Source organism: Microcystis sp. BLCC-F209, assembly GCF_041928595.1.
Classification (GTDB): domain Bacteria; phylum Cyanobacteriota; class Cyanobacteriia; order Cyanobacteriales; family Microcystaceae; genus Microcystis.
The window spans coordinates 1-16432 of sequence record NZ_JBHFLL010000262.1 but is presented as its reverse complement, the minus strand read 5'-3'; the positions used below and the strand labels follow the sequence as shown (position 1 = coordinate 16432).

Here is a 16432-nt window from a genome sequence, read left to right as displayed (position 1 = left end):
AAATGCGGGTTTTTCTTTAAGCTCTAGCACGAAAAATTTGATTAGCAGTGAGGTTTAACTCTGGAAAAATCCCTGAAATAAGACGTTGATCCTGTTTAAATAAATTACCTTGATATTCTCCATCGATTAATTGATAGATAGAAATGGTGGGTTCTTTGGGGCTGCCGATATATCGGGCCGAACCTTTGGCTAAATAATCGATAATCCAATATTCGGCAATTCCTAATTGTTCGTAGTCGTCGAATTTTTTCAGATAATCATCTCGCCAATTGGAACTGACAATTTCAATAATTAATTTAGCTGATGTTGCCAGAGAAATTGAGGAAGCGGTTTCCCAATAGGGATCATTAACTAGATTTTCTCTGTCTAAGATAATAATATCGGGTAGATAACCTGTATGGGGGCGAAGGGGTTTTACTGCGGCAGTATTGGGGATAAAATAGGGCAATTGCTGCCGATTTATCTCTAAGAATAGGGTTCCAGAAACAAATCCGCCAATTTCTTCGTGTTTTCCGATCGGTCGCATCATGGCCAATAATTTTCCTGCGATTAATTCGTATTGTTGTCCATCATCGGGATATTGATTGATATAGTCATCAAAAGTCAACAATTGGGGGATAGTTTGGGTTGTGGTCATGGCAGTTAGGGGAATTAAGAGAGATGATTTTTCTAGATTCTAACTCGATTAACGACGTTGCCACCAAGTCAATCCAGCTAGGGTAAATCCTACTAAAGGCATCACTACCATCGCTATCCAAAAAATAGCGTTAGCTTGTAGGGGATTTAAATTGATTCTTCTATTTTCTGGTTCCTTAGCTCGGATAGATAAGGTGGCTGTTTCACCACTGGCTAACCACTGCACAGAATTTAAAAATATATCTCCGTTTAACTGTTGTTCAAATAGTCCATCGCTGGCAAAGCTGGCATTACCAATCACGATTAATTTACCTTTTTTTCCCGTTAGAGCAACTCCTAAATCAAAGGGGCCAGCTAAATCTTTTTCAGGGTTAAACTGGAGATTCTGATCATTTAAATCACTCTCAGCCCACATTTTATCATTAGTAATCATTAAAGATACGGCTTCAATTCCTTCGATGGGAACGGTGGCTATGGGACGAGCAAAGGGAAAGATAGAAATACCGTTAGCAAAATCGCGAGTAATGGGATGATTGCCGTAATTGGTAATAATGGGACTAGCCGGCCCTAGTCCGATGATTTCCCCGGCACCGGAAGCATCAATAATAATCCGATTATCCAGTTTCACACCCCAAGCGGTTAATAAGGGTTCTAATCCGGTTTCGGTTTGAGGGTCAATCAGTAATAAAATTTTGCCCCCTTGCTCAAGATAGTTTTTTAACGCGGTGACTTCTTGGGGAAATATTTTTCTTTTGGGACTGGCAATAATAATGACATCGGCATTATTGGGAATGGTGGAACGTTCCACTAGATTAAGTGGTTCTACTTGATAACCTTTTGCTTCTAAACTATTGACTGCTTGCCCTAAACCCCCTTGAGGTTCTTTGATGGCATTTTCTCCATGACCTTGCAGAAAATAAGCGGTTAAAGTGCGATCGGTTTTAGCGGTTTCGATGGCGTTACTTAGTTTTGCTTCGGTGAGACTTTCCTGTTCACTAATAGTTTTCAGGGGTTGTTTTTTGTCACCATACTGTAGATAGACTCTAGACAGATTATCATCAGCTAGTTTTTTAAATTCTTGGACAATATTGGGTTTTTTCTCTGGGTTAACTATTTCGTACTGAAATTGGGGGTTTTTGCGTTGATAATTGGCTAAAAGTTCCTCTTCGTTGCCACTGATTCCCCGGGTTGAAAAAATCCAGACTTTGACTGGTTTTGACAGATTGGTTAATAGTCTTTCGGTTTGGGGGGATAAACTAAAGATTTGGTTTTCGGTTAAATCAACTCGATAGGGATAACGGAGGGCAAGAAAGTTAATTAAACCGATAACGCTGAGGACAATAATAGTAGTAATGAGGGTTTGAGTACCGGTGCGGGTACTTCTTTTTTGCCAAAATTCTTTGGAAGTGATTACTAATAACAACAGCCACCCTAGAAACAGAATAGCCCCGGCAATTAATAACCCCAGAGAGAGGGATGACCATTGACCGGAGATTAACCCCACGGTTAGGCCGGCACTAGCCAGAAAGAGGGCGGGTATATAGAGAAATTTACCGTATTTTTGCCAGGATATCATAGTTAGTTTCTTTGATAACGGTCCGCTTCGATCGATTGAGTAGTTAGGAAGATTCCCAGCAGAATATAACTGAGGAGGATGACTAAACTACTACTGTCAAAAATTCCCCGCACGAAATTGTTAAAGGGTTGATACCAAGATAGATGGGATAGTAATTCTTTCAGGAAAAATCCGATCTGTTCTCCCACTTCTCCTCCGATGCGATCTCGAAAGAAGGTTTCGGCATTGTTAGCAATTACATCCAGTATCCAGATAAATAAGATGGTGATAAAGGTGATGATGTAAGCCAGGATAGAACTATTGGTGAGGGAAGAAATAAACATTCCGATGGCTAGGATGGCCGCTGCCAGTAAAATTAATCCTAGATGAGCCATTAAAACACTGGCTATATTCACCGGGGGAACTGCGCTACTAAAAACTACTATTTCGTAAACCCAGAGGGGGGTAATCATCACGGTAAAAAAGGCCAGCACTCCCAATAATTTACCGATGGCTATACTCCAATTAGTCAGGGGGGAAGTGGCTAAAAGTTCTAGGGTTCCCTGTTTTTTTTCCTCTGCGTATAATCCCATAGACAGGGCTGGCAAAATTACCAACAATAAAGAGGATAAAATAATGCCGATGAAAGTGGTCATAAATTCAGATACCGTATCTCTGGCTACCAGAAATCCCGATTGTTCCTGGATACTAACATCGAGAATAATGCCGTAGAGAAGGGAGTTAAAGAAAAATCCCGCTACTAACCAAAATATCCCCATAATTATATAGGCATTGGCGGCGGTAAAATAGCTTTGAAATTCCTTGCGAAAAATCGCCCAGATATTATTGATCATGCCTCTCCTCTTGGTGATTACTTTCCCCGCTGCCGATTACTTCCAGAAAGATGTCTTCTAGGGTTTTACGGGTGCGACGCATTTCTAATAGGTTATAACCATTGTTGACAACTATTCTAGCAAGTTCTGCCCCTAGGTTTGTCCCCGCTTGACCAACAATTTTAAGCAGGTTATCGCCGACTTTTGCTGCTTGTTCGACTTGCGGCATTTGTTGAAGGATTTCTAGCAGGGAATCCCTATCACCCTCGATCTCAATTTCATAACTGGAACCGGCAGGGGTAGCGGTAGTAATATTATTGGCCACGATGCGACCCCGATTAATAATTGTCGCTCGATCGCAGGTAATACTCACTTCTGGCAAAATATGAGTGGAGAGAATAATTGTATGTTCTCCCGCTAAACTTTTAATCAGATTTCTCACTTCGATAATCTGTTTCGGATCCAATCCTACTGTCGGTTCATCTAAAATAATTACCGGTGGATCATGTATGATCGCTTGGGCAATTCCTACACGCTGTTTATAACCCTTGGATAACTTGCGGATAATAACTTTTCTTTTTTCTAGTAACTGACATTTGCTTAAAACTAAATCTACCCGCGCTCTTCTATCCCCCGATGAGATGCCTTTAATCCGTGCGACAAAATCGAGAAAACTTTCCACGGTCATCTCCGGATACAAGGGGGGATTTTCGGGAAGATAACCAATGCGACGACGCACTTCTAAGGATTGTTGATGCACATCATATCCTGCTATCCTTGCTGTTCCTGTGGTGGCAGGAATATAACCGGATAAAATCCTCATAGTGGTGGTTTTTCCGGCTCCATTTGGTCCTAAAAAACCGAGAATTTCTCCTTTTTCTACGGTAAAATCTACGTCACTGATTGCCGTGGCAGAACCATAAATTTTACTCAGATGTTCGACTTCAATCATAAGCTTTATCAGTTATCAGTTATCAGTTATCAGTTATCAGTTATCAGATGGGAGTTATCAGTCAATAGTGTTAAGTGACAAGTTTGGGGCTTTCTTTTCACTGATTACTGATTACTGCTCACTGATAACTGATTTTTCCCAGACTATGATCGCGATTAATTTCTACCACTAGATCTGCTTGTTTGAGCAGGGGTGGCAGAAATAATTGCGGATGTAAACTTTTCCAAAAATACTTGACAAATTCCTCGATTTCTGATGGTGTCATACCTCCTTTTGTTTCGGCCGCCTGTCGCCATTGTAAACTGTAACGGTAGTCAAGGGGATAAAGAATCAGTAAGCGATCGATTTTTGACCAGAGGGGTAGATATTCTCGCAATCTTTGATTATTATCCCTGGCGAATTGTCGGTCTTCTTGGCTATTAATCGGATCGGGGGCATGATCAAAGACTGTTTCTTCTACTGGATTCATGCCCACAAACCAACCCTCGAAAAAAAGAATATCGACTCCCTCCACTTGTTCCGCTGCAATTCTATCCCCTTGTCCTTGATGCAGGGACTTGTCAAAACGCGGTATTAAAATCGGACTTTCTTGCTGACAAACCTGTTCTAAAACTTTAATTCCTAATTCTATATCATGAGTACCCGGTGGACCACGCCAGCGCAATCTTTCATCTTTTTGACGCAATTTTATTCGCTCATTATAGGTCTTATAAATATTATCTAAAGAGAGATTATTTACTTTTAAATCAAAATAGGCTAAAATAATCGACATTATGGATGTTAAGGTGGTCTTCCCCGTGCCTTGGGGAGCCAAAATGCCTTGAATCAACGGTTTTGCGTGGCTGCGTAGCTCTAGCGCCCAGGGAATCCACAAGCGCCAACAGCTGATCAAAATCTGATTTTGCTGATTTATCCCTAACTCCTGACATTTTTGCCAGACTCGCGGCCAGAGAATCGTTAATAGTTCCGCCCTTTCCTGTAGGATCAGAGGGTTAGTCTGCCTAAAATTTAAGGATTCGATCGCTAGTAATTCTTCTAGATCCGCCTCAGTTAAGGGATTTTTGTCGATTAATCCCTGTAAAATCGTCAAAATCTTCATAGCTGTTATCAGAATTAGGAAAAAACTGTCCCAGTGATTCAGGAGTAATTCTCTGGGGTTAGCCACCCATACCAGCAGATTAATCCCGCTCAAGATTTTTTTTGAGAGTGTTTTTTAGGGTTATTTGCCCAAAAATGAAGGGTTTGCAGGCAGGCACGGATTCCCACTCTACATATAAGTATATGTCAAGTTCCCTTTTCAGTCAAGGGGTTTGGCTAAAAATCTCTAGCTTGGTCTCCAGTTTCCCAATCGGTTAGACTAAGAATTATTCACATTACTTAACAAAACAGCCGATGAATACAGCTGCCCTGACGACAAGGCAAAATTGGCAATGGCAAGGACATTCGATACACTATGTGCAAGCGGGTACTAGAGTCGCAGGAAAACCCCCTTTACTATTAGTCCACGGTTTTGGCGCTTCCACCGACCATTGGCGAAAAAATGTGTCAGGTTTAGCCTCAGAATGGGAAGTATGGGCGATCGATCTGCTAGGATTCGGTAGATCAGCTAAACCGGATATTGTCTATAGTGGCAATCTTTGGCAGCAACAATTAAACGATTTTATCAAGGAAGTTGTGGGCCAACCGACGGTTTTAGCGGGTAATTCTCTGGGGGGTTACGCTTCTCTCTGTGTGGCTGCTAATCATTCCGAGAATGTTCGGGGATTAATTCTCCTCAATAGTGCCGGTCCCTTTAGCGATACAGAAAGCAATCGTCAGCCTAATTTAGCACAAAAACTACTGCGATCGGTCTTGCTGCAACCTTGGGCCAGTTATCTCTTATTTCTCTATACCCGTCAACCCAAAACTATCCGCAAAACCCTAGAGAAAGTATATCTCGATCGCAGTGCCATTACTGAGCAGTTAATAGAAGATATCCGTCGTCCTTCCCTGGATGCGGGAGCAGCCAAAGTTTTTGCTTCTGTGTTTAAATCTCCCCGGGGGGAAAATGTGGATATTCTCCTGCAAAAGTCAAGTTGTCCCCTGTTGATGTTATGGGGTGAGGGGGACCCTTGGATGAATACTCGGGAACGCGGGGCCAAATTCCGTCAATACTATCCTTCTCTGACAGAATATTATCTAACTGCCGGTCATTGTCCCCACGATGAAATTCCCACAGAGGTTAACCAGTTGATTAGTGATTGGGTGAAAAACTTATAGGTAGTTAGGGATCGGTTATCAGGTTTTTATTTTTTTGAAGCTTATCTAACCTAAAAAAAGAGGGTCTGTAGGAAGGCACGGATTTCCATTCTATATATAAGTATCTGTCAAGTGCGGGGATTTGTCAAGGATTTTTTTGAAAAAATCTGCCAGAATTTCAGGGGAGAAAATCGGAATCGAGGATTTGTTCGGGACTATAGGGGCAGCTTTCGGCAAAGATAGCGGCCGGTAATTGGCTTTTTTGTCGGACTCGCTTCACTGCTTTGGGGTAAATAACGGCGATTCTGGTTAAAAAATAGTTATAAAGGGTTTTTGACTCCAATAAAAGTTCTAATTCCACCCGAAAGTTACCGATTTCGTCCTGCCATCCCCGCGCACATCTTTCTCGTTCCTCCGGCCAGTATTGGTAGAGAAGCAGATGAATGAGCAATTGTAGGAGATAACTATCTACTTTATGTCTCTGTTGGTTCCCCAATGCTTCGATTTCTTCTTCGAGATGTTCCCAATCTAATACATCTGTCTGTCTTTGTCGCAGTTGTTTGGCCGTTTCTTCTAACCAAGCAGGATAGTCTTGTTCGTATAAGTCTTTAGTTGTCATAACCTATCCTCTTTAGCACTGGTCAGGTATTAGGTTTTTATTTTTTTGAAGCTTATCTAACCTAAAAAAAGAGGGTCTGTAGGAAGGCACGGATTTCCATTCTATATATAAGTATCTGTCAAGTGCGGGGATTTGTCAAGGATTTTTTTGAAAAAATCTGCCAGAATTTGGCCGGTAGGATAAGAGATTGTTTCACCTTTGCCTGTGAGCTACAATAAGCAGATGAGCAAGAGGATAGGATTACAGGAGTTTTGACAATGCGGTTACTACGGGTTCAAGTTCCTGACTTTCGAGTGTTAAAGAATATTGATCTTAGTTTCGAGAAAGACTTTTTTCCCCAGATATTCCCTATCGGCAGTCAAAATGGCGGTGGCAAAAGTACCCTTCTACAATTAATTTTTATCTTGCTTCATTGTTCTGGTGATCCAGAAAAGATAGAATATGTGGTAAATGTACTCCATCGATGTCAACTAGAAGATGAGTTAGACCAGAAAACCCTAGCTATTTTTGAAATTCTAACCGACAATCGGGAAGAAGTAAAACTAGATTTTTTTATTTGCAGAGATGCTTATATAAAAGACTTGCTATCTAACCTTGACGGACAAAAAGAAGATTTGGATACTGTTGCAATTAATTATCTTCTAAAAATAAAAAATATTTTAGAAATAAATAATTTATTATATCTTTGTCAAGCCAAAAACGAGAAGAATCAAGAGATATTTTTGTTGTGTAAATTTAGTCAATCAACCCAAGAAGAATTTCAATTATTCATGAAAGAATTATCCTCAAAAATATTTTTAGCTGCACCTTCAACGCAAGTTTTTATCTTTTTACCCAAAGCTACTAACAAGAGTCTTTTTCAGATAAATCAAGGGAATCCAGACTCTAGTAACTATTATTTAGCCATGGCAGATGTTAAAAAGAAACTTAGCAACTTATTTACCTACGATTTTCTGCCAGTTGAGCTATTAATTAATTACTTTATCATGGCTCGTGATCAAGATTTTGCTCAAGCTATAGAAACTGGTGAATATGGAAATAATTATCAACTAATACGGCAAAACTTAAATTCAATTTTATCCGACAAAGAAATTAATTTAGATAAAGATATATCGGGGATTACCTTTAAATTCAAAGGAGACACAAACGGAGAAGAATTATATCCAGAGGATTTGAGTCATGGGGAACTGAAGCGATTAAGTATCTATCTGTGGCTAAAGTATCGTAGGATAAAAGATGCGATTGTCTTGATGGATGAAATTGAGATTGCTCTCCATCCCGACTGGCAATATAGAATTATTGAGGACTTGCAGGAATGGGAACCTAGCAATCAATATATCTTAGCCACTCATTCCTATGAACTCTGTCAAGCTTTAACTCCCGCTCATGTTAAAGAGATAGAACCAAAACTATTGAAATAAAGATGGAGAAACTAACCCATGAGTCTTAGGGAAACGGAACTTTTAGAACATTGTCAATTTATTCTGGCAAACCGTCAAATTCTTAATAAATTTGTTATCCTCTGTGAAGGGGAAATCAAAAAAACTGCCGGCAGGTTATCTCCTCAATCCTATCGAGCTATGGAAGATTTTCCCGATGCTAATTTTTATAAAGCCTGTGTTCCTAGGGATTGGAGACAACAGATACCGACTTTTTTTAACTGTGGTGATAGAAATGATGTTTTAAATACTTACTTTAATCTTTTGCGTTTGCATGAAGATAACCCAGAAGCTTCTTATTTAAATCCCCAGCAACTGTTCGCTATCGTCGATTTAGACTTACAAAATAAACGTTTAGATGATTCCTATCCATTTAAGGATTTAGAGCAAATTTTTGAGGACTTATATAAAAAATCACTGATTAAAGTCAATCGGGTTGGACAGCATAGAATTTGGGTGACGGGATTGATTCATAAAGAGTGCTATTTTATTTTTCCCGATACTCATATTCAATCAATTCTTAGCGAACATTCGGCTGTTTATCAAAATTCCGCTGCTAGGCTAGAAAATATTTATCTTGATATGGCAGATAAAATTAAGGATGATGCCGATTTAAAAAATAATTTTTCCAGAGTTAAAGGGAGAATCTCTCATTGTCAAAACCTAGAACTATCGGAAGTGGAGAAATTACAGCTATCTTGGCAAAAACAATATCAAGTTAGCCACGACAATAGCCAATCGGAATTAGTGCTGGCTCTGTTGACTATCAAAAAAGCGAAGCAATATTGGTTAGAAGTTGAACCCCCAGAGGACAATACATCACCCCCAGAAAGATATAGAGAACAAGTGGCACTACAAATAGGAAGATTTTATGCTCACAATAGCGATAATCCAAGCTGCCATATTTCCCATCTCCTAAAACTGCTGAAGCTAGAACTCAACCCCAGGGAGCAGGAATAAATTTAATCGCATTATTTGACCTAAAAAAAGAGGGTTTGTAGGAAGGCACGGATTCCCATTATATATATAATTATCTGTCAAGTGCGGGGATTTGTCAAGGGTTTTTTATTGAGATTTTGTTAATCATCTCGAATACCGTGCATCATGGATTAGTAAACGCTCCGAAAGATTGGCAATATTCCAGTTTTCACCGTTATGTTGAAGAAGGAATTTATGATCAGATGTGGGGAGCTTCAGAAAAGCTGATCTTTGATAGTGATATTGGTATGGAATAAAATGTAGAAGTGAAACCCAAAAAATTCAGGAAAGAAATAAGGGCAATGTTGGGTTTCGTTACCTCAACCCAACCTACAGATCTGGGTACTGGCAGTGCGGGACGGTGCTATGGCGATTTGATTACCCTATTCAGAAATCTTTGTCAAGTACAATTTATACCAAATTAGATGAGCTTACCCTGTAAAGTTCACGAGGATTTCGGAGTATTTTTTTGTAAGGGATTAGGGTTCTTCGGTTTGTCTTATACAATGGACGGGGTTATAAGGAATGAAACCTTTATAGAGACAGACATTGCCGCAATTTTTGTCAATTGTTTTTTATCTAGAGCGAACTAATCAATTAAATCTCTTGCCAGATAAGGATTGAGTCGATTTATGCCCCCCTATCGAACCATACCAAGTCCCGAAGAGCCCTTTTTCCCCGAAAATTAGGTAATTGTGGGGTGGATTGAAGACTTAGTGCTACACTTCCCGAAAAGTCGATTTTATTTGAGCTTGTTGTTAGGAATCCACTTAAAAGAGGTTGTTTAATCTGGCTAATATGCTCTTGGGTATGATATGGGAAAAAGTTCCAGCGATTGCGCTAAAATGGGGGAATATGCCGCAAGTTTCCACCTGTCGTTACTCTGAGGACTGTTAGACAGAAAGTTTCTGTATAATATGTAGCTAGACAGAGTTTGAGTCAAAGAATTAAGACAAATACAAGGTAGTTTTTATGATTTGCAAACTTTTGAGTGTTTCCATGCTGGCTACAGTTCTTGTAGCAGTCGCATCATCAACTCCTGTTCAAGCCAAGCCAAAAACTTATAAATGCGAAAGTTATAAAACAATGGATGGTCAATGGCGATATCGTATTTCTCCTCCACTTCAGGGTAGTTTTGGCAATACTCCAAATAGTCAAAATTTTATGAATTGTTTTATTCCAGTTTCTAACAAAAAGTGTAGATACGATAACAATACTGGAGATGGCTGGCATGAATGCGGTAAATGCAAAAAAGCTCCAAATGATCCCTTCAATTTTTGTCTAAGAGAAGGCTACGGTGAAATCATTGAAGTTCCTAACAGAGGTCGTTATCGTGCCTTTAGGACAGGAACTACTATTGTTTTAGATTAGGACAATGGGAAGTGCGATCGCCGCTCTGGTAGGGTGCGTTCCCTAATGCAAGTCCTGCTACTCCAGCGATCGCTTTTGGGGAACGCACCATGCACATTGATGGCAGCTGTCAGTGGGATGCCGAAGAACGTAGTGCGATCGCTGTCATCTTGTTGATTAAACTTTAAAACTGCCATTGCTTGGGATAGGAACGCCAAGAGCGATCGCCGATCTTGTCATTTAGGTCGAGGTAACAAAACCCAACAAGCTTTGTTATAATATTTTTGTCATAAAGCAAGACTTATAAAAATAGATTTATGCCAGAAATTACTCGATTTTATGGAATTATCATTAAAATCTTTTTTGCCGATCATCCACCTCCCCATTTTCATGCGATTTATGGAGAATATAACGCCCTATTTAATCTGGAAACCTTAGAAATCATTGAAGGAGACTTACCTAATAGAGCCACAAAAATGGTTGTAGAATGGGCAACAATCTATCAATCAGAATTATTGAAAATGTGGAACACTCAAGAATTTAATAAATTACCGCCTTTGAAATAAAACAATGCTTTATCCCAAAATAACATCAGCCGAAATCATTGAAAATTATACTCTATTGGTGCATTTTTCTAATCATCAAGCTAGAAAATATAACTGTGAAAATCTACTAGAAAAAACGATGTTTTCTTCCCTTAAAAACTATGCTTTCTTTAAAAACTTTCAACTTGATCCATCAGGTAGCGGAATCGTTTGGAATGATGAAGTTGATATAAGCGAGTATGAAATTTGGATCAATGGAATTGAACTATGATTGCCGATCTTGTAGTGCGATCGCTGTTATCTTCTTGATTAAACTCTGAAATTGTCATTGCTTGGGATAGGAACGCCAAGGGCGATCGCTTTTTGGGAATGAAGAGAGGCGATCTCTCTTTGTGAGTTGGAAAGTTGTCATCGATCCGCGATCGCGGATGTCATTATTGCCCAAGCAGAGTAAAATAAAAGTCTGTATTGAAAAAGGGGAAAGTAACAATGCCGCCAACAATGCAATTTAGTCAAATCTTAGAAATGATTGACTATCTCTCTTTTGATGAACAAGATGACTTGATCAATATTGTTAAACATCGGCAAATCGAAAAAAGACGAGAACAAATTGCTCAAAATATTTCTCAAGCTCGACAAGACTATCAAAATGGTAATGTTTTTCGAGGAGATGTTGATTCCATTATTGCCGAACTAAACAATGATTAACTTGGTTTTTAGCCAATCATTTAAATGCGCTTTCAAAACAAGGATTAAACGACAACCCGACTTAAAATCAAAAATAGAAGCCAAATTGAGACTACTCGCTGACGATCCCTATAATCCAATATTACGCACCCATAAACTAAAAGGGAAATTATCAGATGCTTGGGATTTTTCTGTTGAATATGATTGTCGAATTATTTTCAATTTTGAATCAAACCCTGAAACCCAAGAAGAAGAGATCAACCTAATTGATATTGGAACTCACGATGAGGTTTCTTGAATATGATTTTTTATTATGTTAGTAAGGTTTCGGAGTTGGCGATCGCTTTTTGATGATGGGAAAGGGCGATCATGTATAATCCAAAATATTATGAACTAGATACAAAATCTCGATAAAATGGAGATAGAATGGGACAATAATAAAGCTGCTGCCAACTTGCTCAAGCATAAAATTGATTTTGAAGATGCAAAAAACATTTTTCTAGATCCCAACTGTCTGGAAAGAGAAGATAAACGTGATTATAATGAAACTAGAATTCAAGTAATCGGTATAGTTAATCAAGTAGTTTTATTGGTCGTCTATACCAAAAGAAACGGCAGATACCGCATTATTTCAGCAAGGAGAGCCAATAAAAATGAACGACGACAATATTACCAGAGTCAGACTTGATCCCGAAAATGTTAGTCATGGTAAGACAGATTGGGAAAAAGTTGCAGCAATGACTGAGGAAGAAATTGACAAAGCAGCCGAAGCAGATTCGGACTGTCTCCCCCTATCTCAACAAGAATTAAATGAGTTTCGCCGTACATCAATCACAGATGCCGATCTTGTAGTGCGATCGCTGTCATCTTGTTGATTAAACTTTAAAATTGTCATTGCTTGGGATAGGAACGCCAAGGGCGATCGCTTTTTGGGGATGAGGAGTGCGATGCCGAAGAACGTAGTGCGATCTCTGATCTGGTAGAAACCCAACATTACTTTTTCCCAAATTACCACCCAATATCTGAGTTATAATCAATAATATCCATTCTACACCTTAATCAAATAACTTAACTTATGTCTGCTACAATTCGTGAAGAACTTCACCAACAGATTGACCGATTACCTGATGACATTGTTGAAAAAATTGCCAACTTTACCCGATTAATTTCCCCTGAGCCAAACAACATTTCAGAACATACTAATTGGCAAGATGAAGACTGGCAAAAATTTTCGTTAGAGCAATTTTTCAAAGAAGGAGATGAAATTGAATATTCCCTAGCAGATGCTCAAGAAATTTATCAACCATGAAACCAGGTGATATTGTTCTAATTCGTTTTCCTCAAGCAGACTTGAAATCAGGAAAACTGCGTCCAGCTTTAATTATTGCTATTTCACCAAGTCGCCATCGTGATTTATTACTTGCTTTAATTTCTTCTCGTCTCCATCAAGCTACTCTAGGATTTGACGAAATTATTAATACCTCAGATTCTGACTATATTACTACTGGACTTAAAGTGGCTTCTTTAATTCGACTAGGACGATTAACAAGTGTCGAATCATCTGTAATCAATGCACGTTTAGGAACTATCTCACCAGAAAGACTAATACGGATTAAAAATCTTTTAATCAATTGGCTAAGAAAATCAAATTAGTGCTGTAGGGTGCGTTCCCTAATGCAAGTCCTGCTAATCCAGAGATCGCTTTTGGGGAACGCACCATGCACATTGATGGCAGCTGTCAGGCAGTCGTAGGGTGCGTTCCCTAATGCAAGTCCTGCTAATCCAGAGATCGCTTTTGGGGAACGCACCATGCACATTGATGGCAGCTGTCAGTCTAAGTGCGATGCCGAAGAAGGTAGAAGCATGAAACCCAAGGACTGATCATGTTACGCTACCGCTAACCCGTCCTACAAATAATTTTGTCTCCCTCGCTATTTTCTAGACATCTTTCTCCTTGTCCTTTTTCCCTTTTTTAAGAAAAGGTAGAGCACCTAAAACCACTCCTGTACCCAGGATAGTTAAGAATGGTTCAGGCACTGGTTGATACAAGTGATCGCCGTTAATCTTCCAGTTCGATCGCATATTGTTCGATCCAATCGGTCAATCTGGCCAAACCCTCCTTATATGTTTCGAGACCACCCGCAAGACCGAGAAAGAAACTGACCGTTTCTGCTTCGCTGGCGTTCAAGCGGTAGCCGTTCTTTCGCAAAAAAGTTGAAACGGTGGCCAGAGCTATACGTTTATTACCATCGCAAAAGCAATGATTTTTGACAAAACCGTAGCCATAGGCCGCCGCTAACTTAAAAATCGATGATTCGGGTTCGTACTGAAAAAAGAATTTTGGCTTATTGACAGTGGACTCTAACAGGGTTGGGTTTAAAACTCCAGGAGTCCCCCCGGTTCGAGCGATTAAAGTTTCCTGAATCACCCTAATCGCATCGCTCGATAACCATTTCGGTTCCTCGATCATTATTTGGCGAGTTCCTTGAAGGCGTTGCGGTACTGAGAGTAAGTATCTTCAAAAGCTTTCATGGTTTCTTCAAAATCGGGATCAAAGCCAGAAATTCTGTATCCATCTGGCGATTCCGTGATATAAATCTGATCTCCTTCCTCTACGTTTAGTCGGGATAAAACCTCTTTCGGTAAGATCACACCTATGGAATTGCCGATTTTTCGGAGCGTTAGACTTGTCATAACCTATGACCTTCCGTAGTTTATGTTATGACAAATGTTATAACATAACTAACTGCCCAAAGAATTATTTTAAAGAAAAAGACTTCCGATCGTGAAAGCCGCTCTTGTAGGGTGCGTTCCCTAATGCAAGTCCTGCTACAAAGCGATCGCTTTTGGGGAACGCACCATGCACATTGATGGCAGCTGTCAGTGTGATGCCGAAGAACGTAGTGCGATCGCTGTCATCTTCTTGATTAAACCTTAAAACTGGGGTCTCTTTGAGTGTCATTAGTGCGATCGCTTTTCTTGTCAACAGTTCTAACTCATGCTGATTTTGATATAATAGCCATAATTGTTTGACATCTTAAGAGAAAAAATCATGATTAGAGCGATTAAACAGAAAGGAATTGTTGGCAGAGAAGGAAAAATAGAGCTTTATTCTACGGAACTAGAAGAAGGAACAGATGTGGATATTATTATTTTAGTATCTGATCCTGAACCCGATACAACCGAATATCTTCTTTCAACAGAAGCCAATCAGCGTGAATTATCCGAAGCTATTGACAGAATAGAAAATAAAGAAAACTTAGTGACAATTACCGTAAAAGAATGGCGTGAAAAATATAGTATTTGATCCGAAAGCTTTTAAACAATTCAATGAATGGGCGATAGAAGACAAAAAACTCTATAAAAAAATCGTTGATTTAATTGACGACATATTGCGCCATCCCTTCTCTGGAATCGGTAAACCCGAACCCTTAAAACATCAACTCAAGGGTTATTGGTCAAGACGCATTAATGATGAACATCGCTTAGTTTATAAAATTACAGAAACAGAAATTATTATTATCAGTTGTAAATTTCATTATGACTAGGCTCAATGCGATCGCTGTCATCTTCTTGATTAAACTTTGAAATTGTCATTGCTTGGGATAGGAACGCCAAGGACGATCGCTTTTTGGGCAGCAGCAGGAGCGAGTGCCGATTTTGTAGAGTTCGTCCCATGTACCTTTTACCCTTTTGAAAGTGTTTTAATCTCTGGGACTTAATCTAATTAAAAATCAGGCAATTTGTTCGGAAATACGGGGCTGAATTTGCTGAATAATCTCCTCACGGTTAGATAAAGTCTTCAGATCATAAATTACTTGAAGACTGAGCCAGGAAGCAGCATCTCCGCCAAAATAGCAGGCTAATCTTGCTGCCGTATCAGCCGAAATAGAACGACGTTCTTTAACAATTTCATGAATACGAGATGCAGGAACCTTCAAGGCTAAAGCTAAAGCATTCACGCTCATATTTAGAGGAATCAAAAAATCTTCCCGCAGAATTTCTCCTGGGTGAACGGGTCGCATTTGATTAATAGGACGGTTATTCATAATTAATTATTTATGAGTGATAATCAACAATTTCAACATCAGTAGGTCCATTATTTGTCCAGATAAAACATAATCGAAACTGAGAATTAATCCGAATACTATATTGTTCTTTTCTATCGTCTTTTAAAGCTTCAAGTTGATTGCCTGGTGGAGAGCGCAGAAACTCTAAGGTTTGAGCCGCATCTAATTGAGTCAACTTCCGAATAGCAGTATCTTTGAAACCACGAAAACGAGGCGGATCTCCTCCTTCAAAAAGTAATCGCGTATGCTTGCATCGGAAAGATTGAATCATATTCAAATGCTATTCCGTTTTGCGTAATATGTCAAGCAAGAACATCAACTGATACTAAATCCGTTGAGTATAGGTAACATATTAGGATAGGCAAAAGGCAAGAGGCAAGAGGCAAAAGGGGGGCTCTCCCAGCTTTGGTGGGTAAAATGTATTCTAAGATACATTTCTCAAGAGCGAGGGGGTGGAACGAACCACAAAGGCACAAAGGACACAAAGATCGATCGATCCTATGTCAATTAAACTTATCACACAGAACCTA

The 16432-nt window shown here is 39.4% G+C and carries 26 protein-coding genes; 14 read left to right on the top strand and 12 right to left on the bottom strand.

The window, feature by feature from the left end; genetic code table 11:
- Positions 1 to 16: 16 nt before the first annotated feature.
- From ACE1AQ_RS16715 to ACE1AQ_RS16695, 5 genes are all read right to left on the bottom strand, one after another.
- The gene (locus tag ACE1AQ_RS16715; protein ID WP_110543177.1) at positions 17 to 637 is read right to left on the bottom strand and encodes a Uma2 family endonuclease; all 621 of its coding nucleotides are present in this window, start codon (positions 635 to 637) and stop codon (positions 17 to 19) included.
- Between the two features lie 48 nt (positions 638 to 685).
- Positions 686 to 2212 (bottom strand): Gldg family protein, encoded by a 1527-nt coding sequence (locus ACE1AQ_RS16710; RefSeq protein ID WP_110543180.1) that lies wholly within the window; start codon positions 2210 to 2212, stop codon positions 686 to 688.
- A gap of 2 nt (positions 2213 to 2214) precedes the next feature.
- On the bottom strand, positions 2215 to 3045 hold the full coding sequence (locus ACE1AQ_RS16705; RefSeq protein WP_008199278.1) for an ABC transporter permease: 831 nt from the start codon (positions 3043 to 3045) through the stop codon (positions 2215 to 2217).
- On the bottom strand, positions 3035 to 3976 hold the full coding sequence (locus ACE1AQ_RS16700; protein ID WP_008199273.1) for an ABC transporter ATP-binding protein: 942 nt from the start codon (positions 3974 to 3976) through the stop codon (positions 3035 to 3037). The genes ACE1AQ_RS16705 and ACE1AQ_RS16700 overlap by 11 nt, the downstream gene beginning before the upstream one ends.
- A 118-nt stretch (positions 3977 to 4094) precedes the next feature.
- Positions 4095 to 5075, bottom strand: a complete 981-nt coding sequence (locus tag ACE1AQ_RS16695) for an ABC transporter ATP-binding protein (protein ID WP_110543230.1) — start codon at positions 5073 to 5075, stop codon at positions 4095 to 4097.
- A 293-nt stretch (positions 5076 to 5368) separates the two neighbouring features.
- Here ACE1AQ_RS16695 and ACE1AQ_RS16690 point away from each other — a divergent pair, with 293 nt between their 5' ends.
- Positions 5369 to 6235: an alpha/beta fold hydrolase gene (locus ACE1AQ_RS16690; RefSeq protein WP_008199271.1), complete on the top strand. Its 867-nt coding sequence runs from the start codon at positions 5369 to 5371 to the stop codon at positions 6233 to 6235.
- Positions 6236 to 6392: 157 nt separating this feature from the next.
- Here the strand turns inward: ACE1AQ_RS16690 and ACE1AQ_RS16685 are convergent, their stop codons facing one another.
- On the bottom strand, positions 6393 to 6833 hold the full coding sequence (locus ACE1AQ_RS16685) for a DUF29 domain-containing protein (RefSeq protein WP_008199264.1): 441 nt from the start codon (positions 6831 to 6833) through the stop codon (positions 6393 to 6395).
- Between the two features lie 257 nt (positions 6834 to 7090).
- Here ACE1AQ_RS16685 and ACE1AQ_RS16680 point away from each other — a divergent pair, with 257 nt between their 5' ends.
- The 11 genes from ACE1AQ_RS16680 to ACE1AQ_RS16630 all read left to right on the top strand — a co-directional run bounded on the left by ACE1AQ_RS16680 (position 7091) and on the right by ACE1AQ_RS16630 (position 13485).
- Positions 7091 to 8254, top strand: a complete 1164-nt coding sequence (locus ACE1AQ_RS16680) for an AAA family ATPase (protein WP_110543183.1) — start codon at positions 7091 to 7093, stop codon at positions 8252 to 8254.
- Positions 8255 to 8272: 18 nt separating this feature from the next.
- Positions 8273 to 9232 carry a hypothetical protein gene (locus ACE1AQ_RS16675; RefSeq protein WP_106909722.1) on the top strand — a complete coding sequence of 320 codons (960 nt, stop codon included), beginning with the start codon at positions 8273 to 8275 and terminating at the stop codon, positions 9230 to 9232.
- Positions 9233 to 10222: 990 nt separating this feature from the next.
- Positions 10223 to 10621, top strand: coding sequence for a hypothetical protein (locus ACE1AQ_RS16670; protein ID WP_159036990.1), 399 nt, complete (start codon positions 10223 to 10225; stop codon positions 10619 to 10621).
- Positions 10622 to 10917: 296 nt separating this feature from the next.
- Positions 10918 to 11166, top strand: coding sequence for a DUF4160 domain-containing protein (locus ACE1AQ_RS16665; protein ID WP_002736965.1), 249 nt, complete (start codon positions 10918 to 10920; stop codon positions 11164 to 11166).
- A 4-nt stretch (positions 11167 to 11170) separates the two neighbouring features.
- Positions 11171 to 11416 (top strand): DUF2442 domain-containing protein, encoded by a 246-nt coding sequence (locus tag ACE1AQ_RS16660; protein ID WP_002737254.1) that lies wholly within the window; start codon positions 11171 to 11173, stop codon positions 11414 to 11416.
- A gap of 218 nt (positions 11417 to 11634) precedes the next feature.
- Positions 11635 to 11853: a hypothetical protein gene (locus ACE1AQ_RS16655; RefSeq protein WP_002757428.1), complete on the top strand. Its 219-nt coding sequence runs from the start codon at positions 11635 to 11637 to the stop codon at positions 11851 to 11853.
- The gene (locus tag ACE1AQ_RS16650; protein WP_008199252.1) at positions 11846 to 12130 is read left to right on the top strand and encodes a type II toxin-antitoxin system YafQ family toxin; all 285 of its coding nucleotides are present in this window, start codon (positions 11846 to 11848) and stop codon (positions 12128 to 12130) included. Before ACE1AQ_RS16655 ends, ACE1AQ_RS16650 begins: the two co-directional genes overlap by 8 nt.
- A 117-nt stretch (positions 12131 to 12247) precedes the next feature.
- Positions 12248 to 12520: a BrnT family toxin gene (locus ACE1AQ_RS16645; RefSeq protein ID WP_002777949.1), complete on the top strand. Its 273-nt coding sequence runs from the start codon at positions 12248 to 12250 to the stop codon at positions 12518 to 12520.
- Positions 12486 to 12707: a hypothetical protein gene (locus tag ACE1AQ_RS16640; RefSeq protein ID WP_002801544.1), complete on the top strand. Its 222-nt coding sequence runs from the start codon at positions 12486 to 12488 to the stop codon at positions 12705 to 12707. Before ACE1AQ_RS16645 ends, ACE1AQ_RS16640 begins: the two co-directional genes overlap by 35 nt.
- A gap of 200 nt (positions 12708 to 12907) precedes the next feature.
- The gene (locus tag ACE1AQ_RS16635; RefSeq protein ID WP_008199250.1) at positions 12908 to 13141 is read left to right on the top strand and encodes a hypothetical protein; all 234 of its coding nucleotides are present in this window, start codon (positions 12908 to 12910) and stop codon (positions 13139 to 13141) included.
- Entirely contained in the window at positions 13138 to 13485 is a 348-nt protein-coding gene (locus ACE1AQ_RS16630) for a type II toxin-antitoxin system PemK/MazF family toxin (RefSeq protein WP_008199249.1), read from the top strand. The genes ACE1AQ_RS16635 and ACE1AQ_RS16630 overlap by 4 nt, the downstream gene beginning before the upstream one ends.
- Before the next feature lie 285 nt (positions 13486 to 13770).
- On the opposite strand, the gene ACE1AQ_RS16625 is transcribed toward ACE1AQ_RS16630, so the two are convergent.
- The 4 genes from ACE1AQ_RS16625 to ACE1AQ_RS16610 all read right to left on the bottom strand — a co-directional run bounded on the left by ACE1AQ_RS16625 (position 13771) and on the right by ACE1AQ_RS16610 (position 14818).
- A complete protein-coding gene (locus ACE1AQ_RS16625) occupies positions 13771 to 13914 on the bottom strand; it encodes a PEP-CTERM sorting domain-containing protein (RefSeq protein WP_008199248.1) in 144 nt (47 codons plus the stop codon).
- Positions 13892 to 14302, bottom strand: coding sequence for a type II toxin-antitoxin system death-on-curing family toxin (locus ACE1AQ_RS16620; protein WP_008199247.1), 411 nt, complete (start codon positions 14300 to 14302; stop codon positions 13892 to 13894). The genes ACE1AQ_RS16625 and ACE1AQ_RS16620 overlap by 23 nt, the downstream gene beginning before the upstream one ends.
- On the bottom strand, positions 14302 to 14526 hold the full coding sequence (locus ACE1AQ_RS16615) for an AbrB/MazE/SpoVT family DNA-binding domain-containing protein (RefSeq protein ID WP_002757519.1): 225 nt from the start codon (positions 14524 to 14526) through the stop codon (positions 14302 to 14304). Before ACE1AQ_RS16615 ends, ACE1AQ_RS16620 begins: the two co-directional genes overlap by 1 nt.
- A 64-nt stretch (positions 14527 to 14590) precedes the next feature.
- Positions 14591 to 14818 carry a hypothetical protein gene (locus tag ACE1AQ_RS16610; RefSeq protein WP_157221727.1) on the bottom strand — a complete coding sequence of 76 codons (228 nt, stop codon included), beginning with the start codon at positions 14816 to 14818 and terminating at the stop codon, positions 14591 to 14593.
- Positions 14819 to 14884: 66 nt separating this feature from the next.
- Between ACE1AQ_RS16610 and ACE1AQ_RS16605 the strand changes: the two genes are divergently transcribed.
- Both ACE1AQ_RS16605 and ACE1AQ_RS16600 read left to right on the top strand, forming a co-directional pair.
- Positions 14885 to 15139: a hypothetical protein gene (locus ACE1AQ_RS16605; protein ID WP_008199246.1), complete on the top strand. Its 255-nt coding sequence runs from the start codon at positions 14885 to 14887 to the stop codon at positions 15137 to 15139.
- Entirely contained in the window at positions 15120 to 15380 is a 261-nt protein-coding gene (locus ACE1AQ_RS16600; protein ID WP_002735847.1) for a Txe/YoeB family addiction module toxin, read from the top strand. Before ACE1AQ_RS16605 ends, ACE1AQ_RS16600 begins: the two co-directional genes overlap by 20 nt.
- Positions 15381 to 15566: 186 nt before the next feature.
- On the opposite strand, the gene ACE1AQ_RS16595 is transcribed toward ACE1AQ_RS16600, so the two are convergent.
- The gene (locus tag ACE1AQ_RS16595; protein WP_002801551.1) at positions 15567 to 15881 is read right to left on the bottom strand and encodes a HigA family addiction module antitoxin; all 315 of its coding nucleotides are present in this window, start codon (positions 15879 to 15881) and stop codon (positions 15567 to 15569) included.
- A gap of 10 nt (positions 15882 to 15891) precedes the next feature.
- Positions 15892 to 16173 (bottom strand): type II toxin-antitoxin system RelE/ParE family toxin, encoded by a 282-nt coding sequence (locus ACE1AQ_RS16590; protein ID WP_106909717.1) that lies wholly within the window; start codon positions 16171 to 16173, stop codon positions 15892 to 15894.
- Between the last annotated feature and the right edge of the window lie 259 nt (positions 16174 to 16432).

Bases quoted from the DNA above. Each gene is read 5' to 3' on its own strand.
- ACE1AQ_RS16590 (WP_106909717.1), bottom strand. From the start codon at position 16,173: ATGATTCAATCTTTCCGATGCAAGCATACGCGATTACTTTTTGAAGGA.
- ACE1AQ_RS16695 (WP_110543230.1), bottom strand. From the start codon at position 5,075: ATGAAGATTTTGACGATTTTACAGGGATTAATCGACAAAAATCCCTTA.
- ACE1AQ_RS16630 (WP_008199249.1), top strand. From the start codon at position 13,138: ATGAAACCAGGTGATATTGTTCTAATTCGTTTTCCTCAAGCAGACTTG.
- ACE1AQ_RS16620 (WP_008199247.1), bottom strand. From the start codon at position 14,302: ATGATCGAGGAACCGAAATGGTTATCGAGCGATGCGATTAGGGTGATT.
- ACE1AQ_RS16595 (WP_002801551.1), bottom strand. From the start codon at position 15,881: ATGAATAACCGTCCTATTAATCAAATGCGACCCGTTCACCCAGGAGAA.
- ACE1AQ_RS16670 (WP_159036990.1), top strand. From the start codon at position 10,223: ATGATTTGCAAACTTTTGAGTGTTTCCATGCTGGCTACAGTTCTTGTA.
- ACE1AQ_RS16640 (WP_002801544.1), top strand. From the start codon at position 12,486: ATGAACGACGACAATATTACCAGAGTCAGACTTGATCCCGAAAATGTT.
- ACE1AQ_RS16625 (WP_008199248.1), bottom strand. From the start codon at position 13,914: ATGCGATCGAACTGGAAGATTAACGGCGATCACTTGTATCAACCAGTG.
- ACE1AQ_RS16675 (WP_106909722.1), top strand. From the start codon at position 8,273: ATGAGTCTTAGGGAAACGGAACTTTTAGAACATTGTCAATTTATTCTG.
- ACE1AQ_RS16660 (WP_002737254.1), top strand. From the start codon at position 11,171: ATGCTTTATCCCAAAATAACATCAGCCGAAATCATTGAAAATTATACT.
- ACE1AQ_RS16680 (WP_110543183.1), top strand. From the start codon at position 7,091: ATGCGGTTACTACGGGTTCAAGTTCCTGACTTTCGAGTGTTAAAGAAT.
- ACE1AQ_RS16700 (WP_008199273.1), bottom strand. From the start codon at position 3,976: ATGATTGAAGTCGAACATCTGAGTAAAATTTATGGTTCTGCCACGGCA.
- ACE1AQ_RS16705 (WP_008199278.1), bottom strand. From the start codon at position 3,045: ATGATCAATAATATCTGGGCGATTTTTCGCAAGGAATTTCAAAGCTAT.
- ACE1AQ_RS16650 (WP_008199252.1), top strand. From the start codon at position 11,846: ATGATTAACTTGGTTTTTAGCCAATCATTTAAATGCGCTTTCAAAACA.
- ACE1AQ_RS16605 (WP_008199246.1), top strand. From the start codon at position 14,885: ATGATTAGAGCGATTAAACAGAAAGGAATTGTTGGCAGAGAAGGAAAA.
- ACE1AQ_RS16690 (WP_008199271.1), top strand. From the start codon at position 5,369: ATGAATACAGCTGCCCTGACGACAAGGCAAAATTGGCAATGGCAAGGA.
- ACE1AQ_RS16645 (WP_002777949.1), top strand. From the start codon at position 12,248: ATGGAGATAGAATGGGACAATAATAAAGCTGCTGCCAACTTGCTCAAG.
- ACE1AQ_RS16685 (WP_008199264.1), bottom strand. From the start codon at position 6,833: ATGACAACTAAAGACTTATACGAACAAGACTATCCTGCTTGGTTAGAA.
- ACE1AQ_RS16655 (WP_002757428.1), top strand. From the start codon at position 11,635: ATGCCGCCAACAATGCAATTTAGTCAAATCTTAGAAATGATTGACTAT.
- ACE1AQ_RS16615 (WP_002757519.1), bottom strand. From the start codon at position 14,526: ATGACAAGTCTAACGCTCCGAAAAATCGGCAATTCCATAGGTGTGATC.
- ACE1AQ_RS16710 (WP_110543180.1), bottom strand. From the start codon at position 2,212: ATGATATCCTGGCAAAAATACGGTAAATTTCTCTATATACCCGCCCTC.
- ACE1AQ_RS16715 (WP_110543177.1), bottom strand. From the start codon at position 637: ATGACCACAACCCAAACTATCCCCCAATTGTTGACTTTTGATGACTAT.
- ACE1AQ_RS16665 (WP_002736965.1), top strand. From the start codon at position 10,918: ATGCCAGAAATTACTCGATTTTATGGAATTATCATTAAAATCTTTTTT.
- ACE1AQ_RS16635 (WP_008199250.1), top strand. From the start codon at position 12,908: ATGTCTGCTACAATTCGTGAAGAACTTCACCAACAGATTGACCGATTA.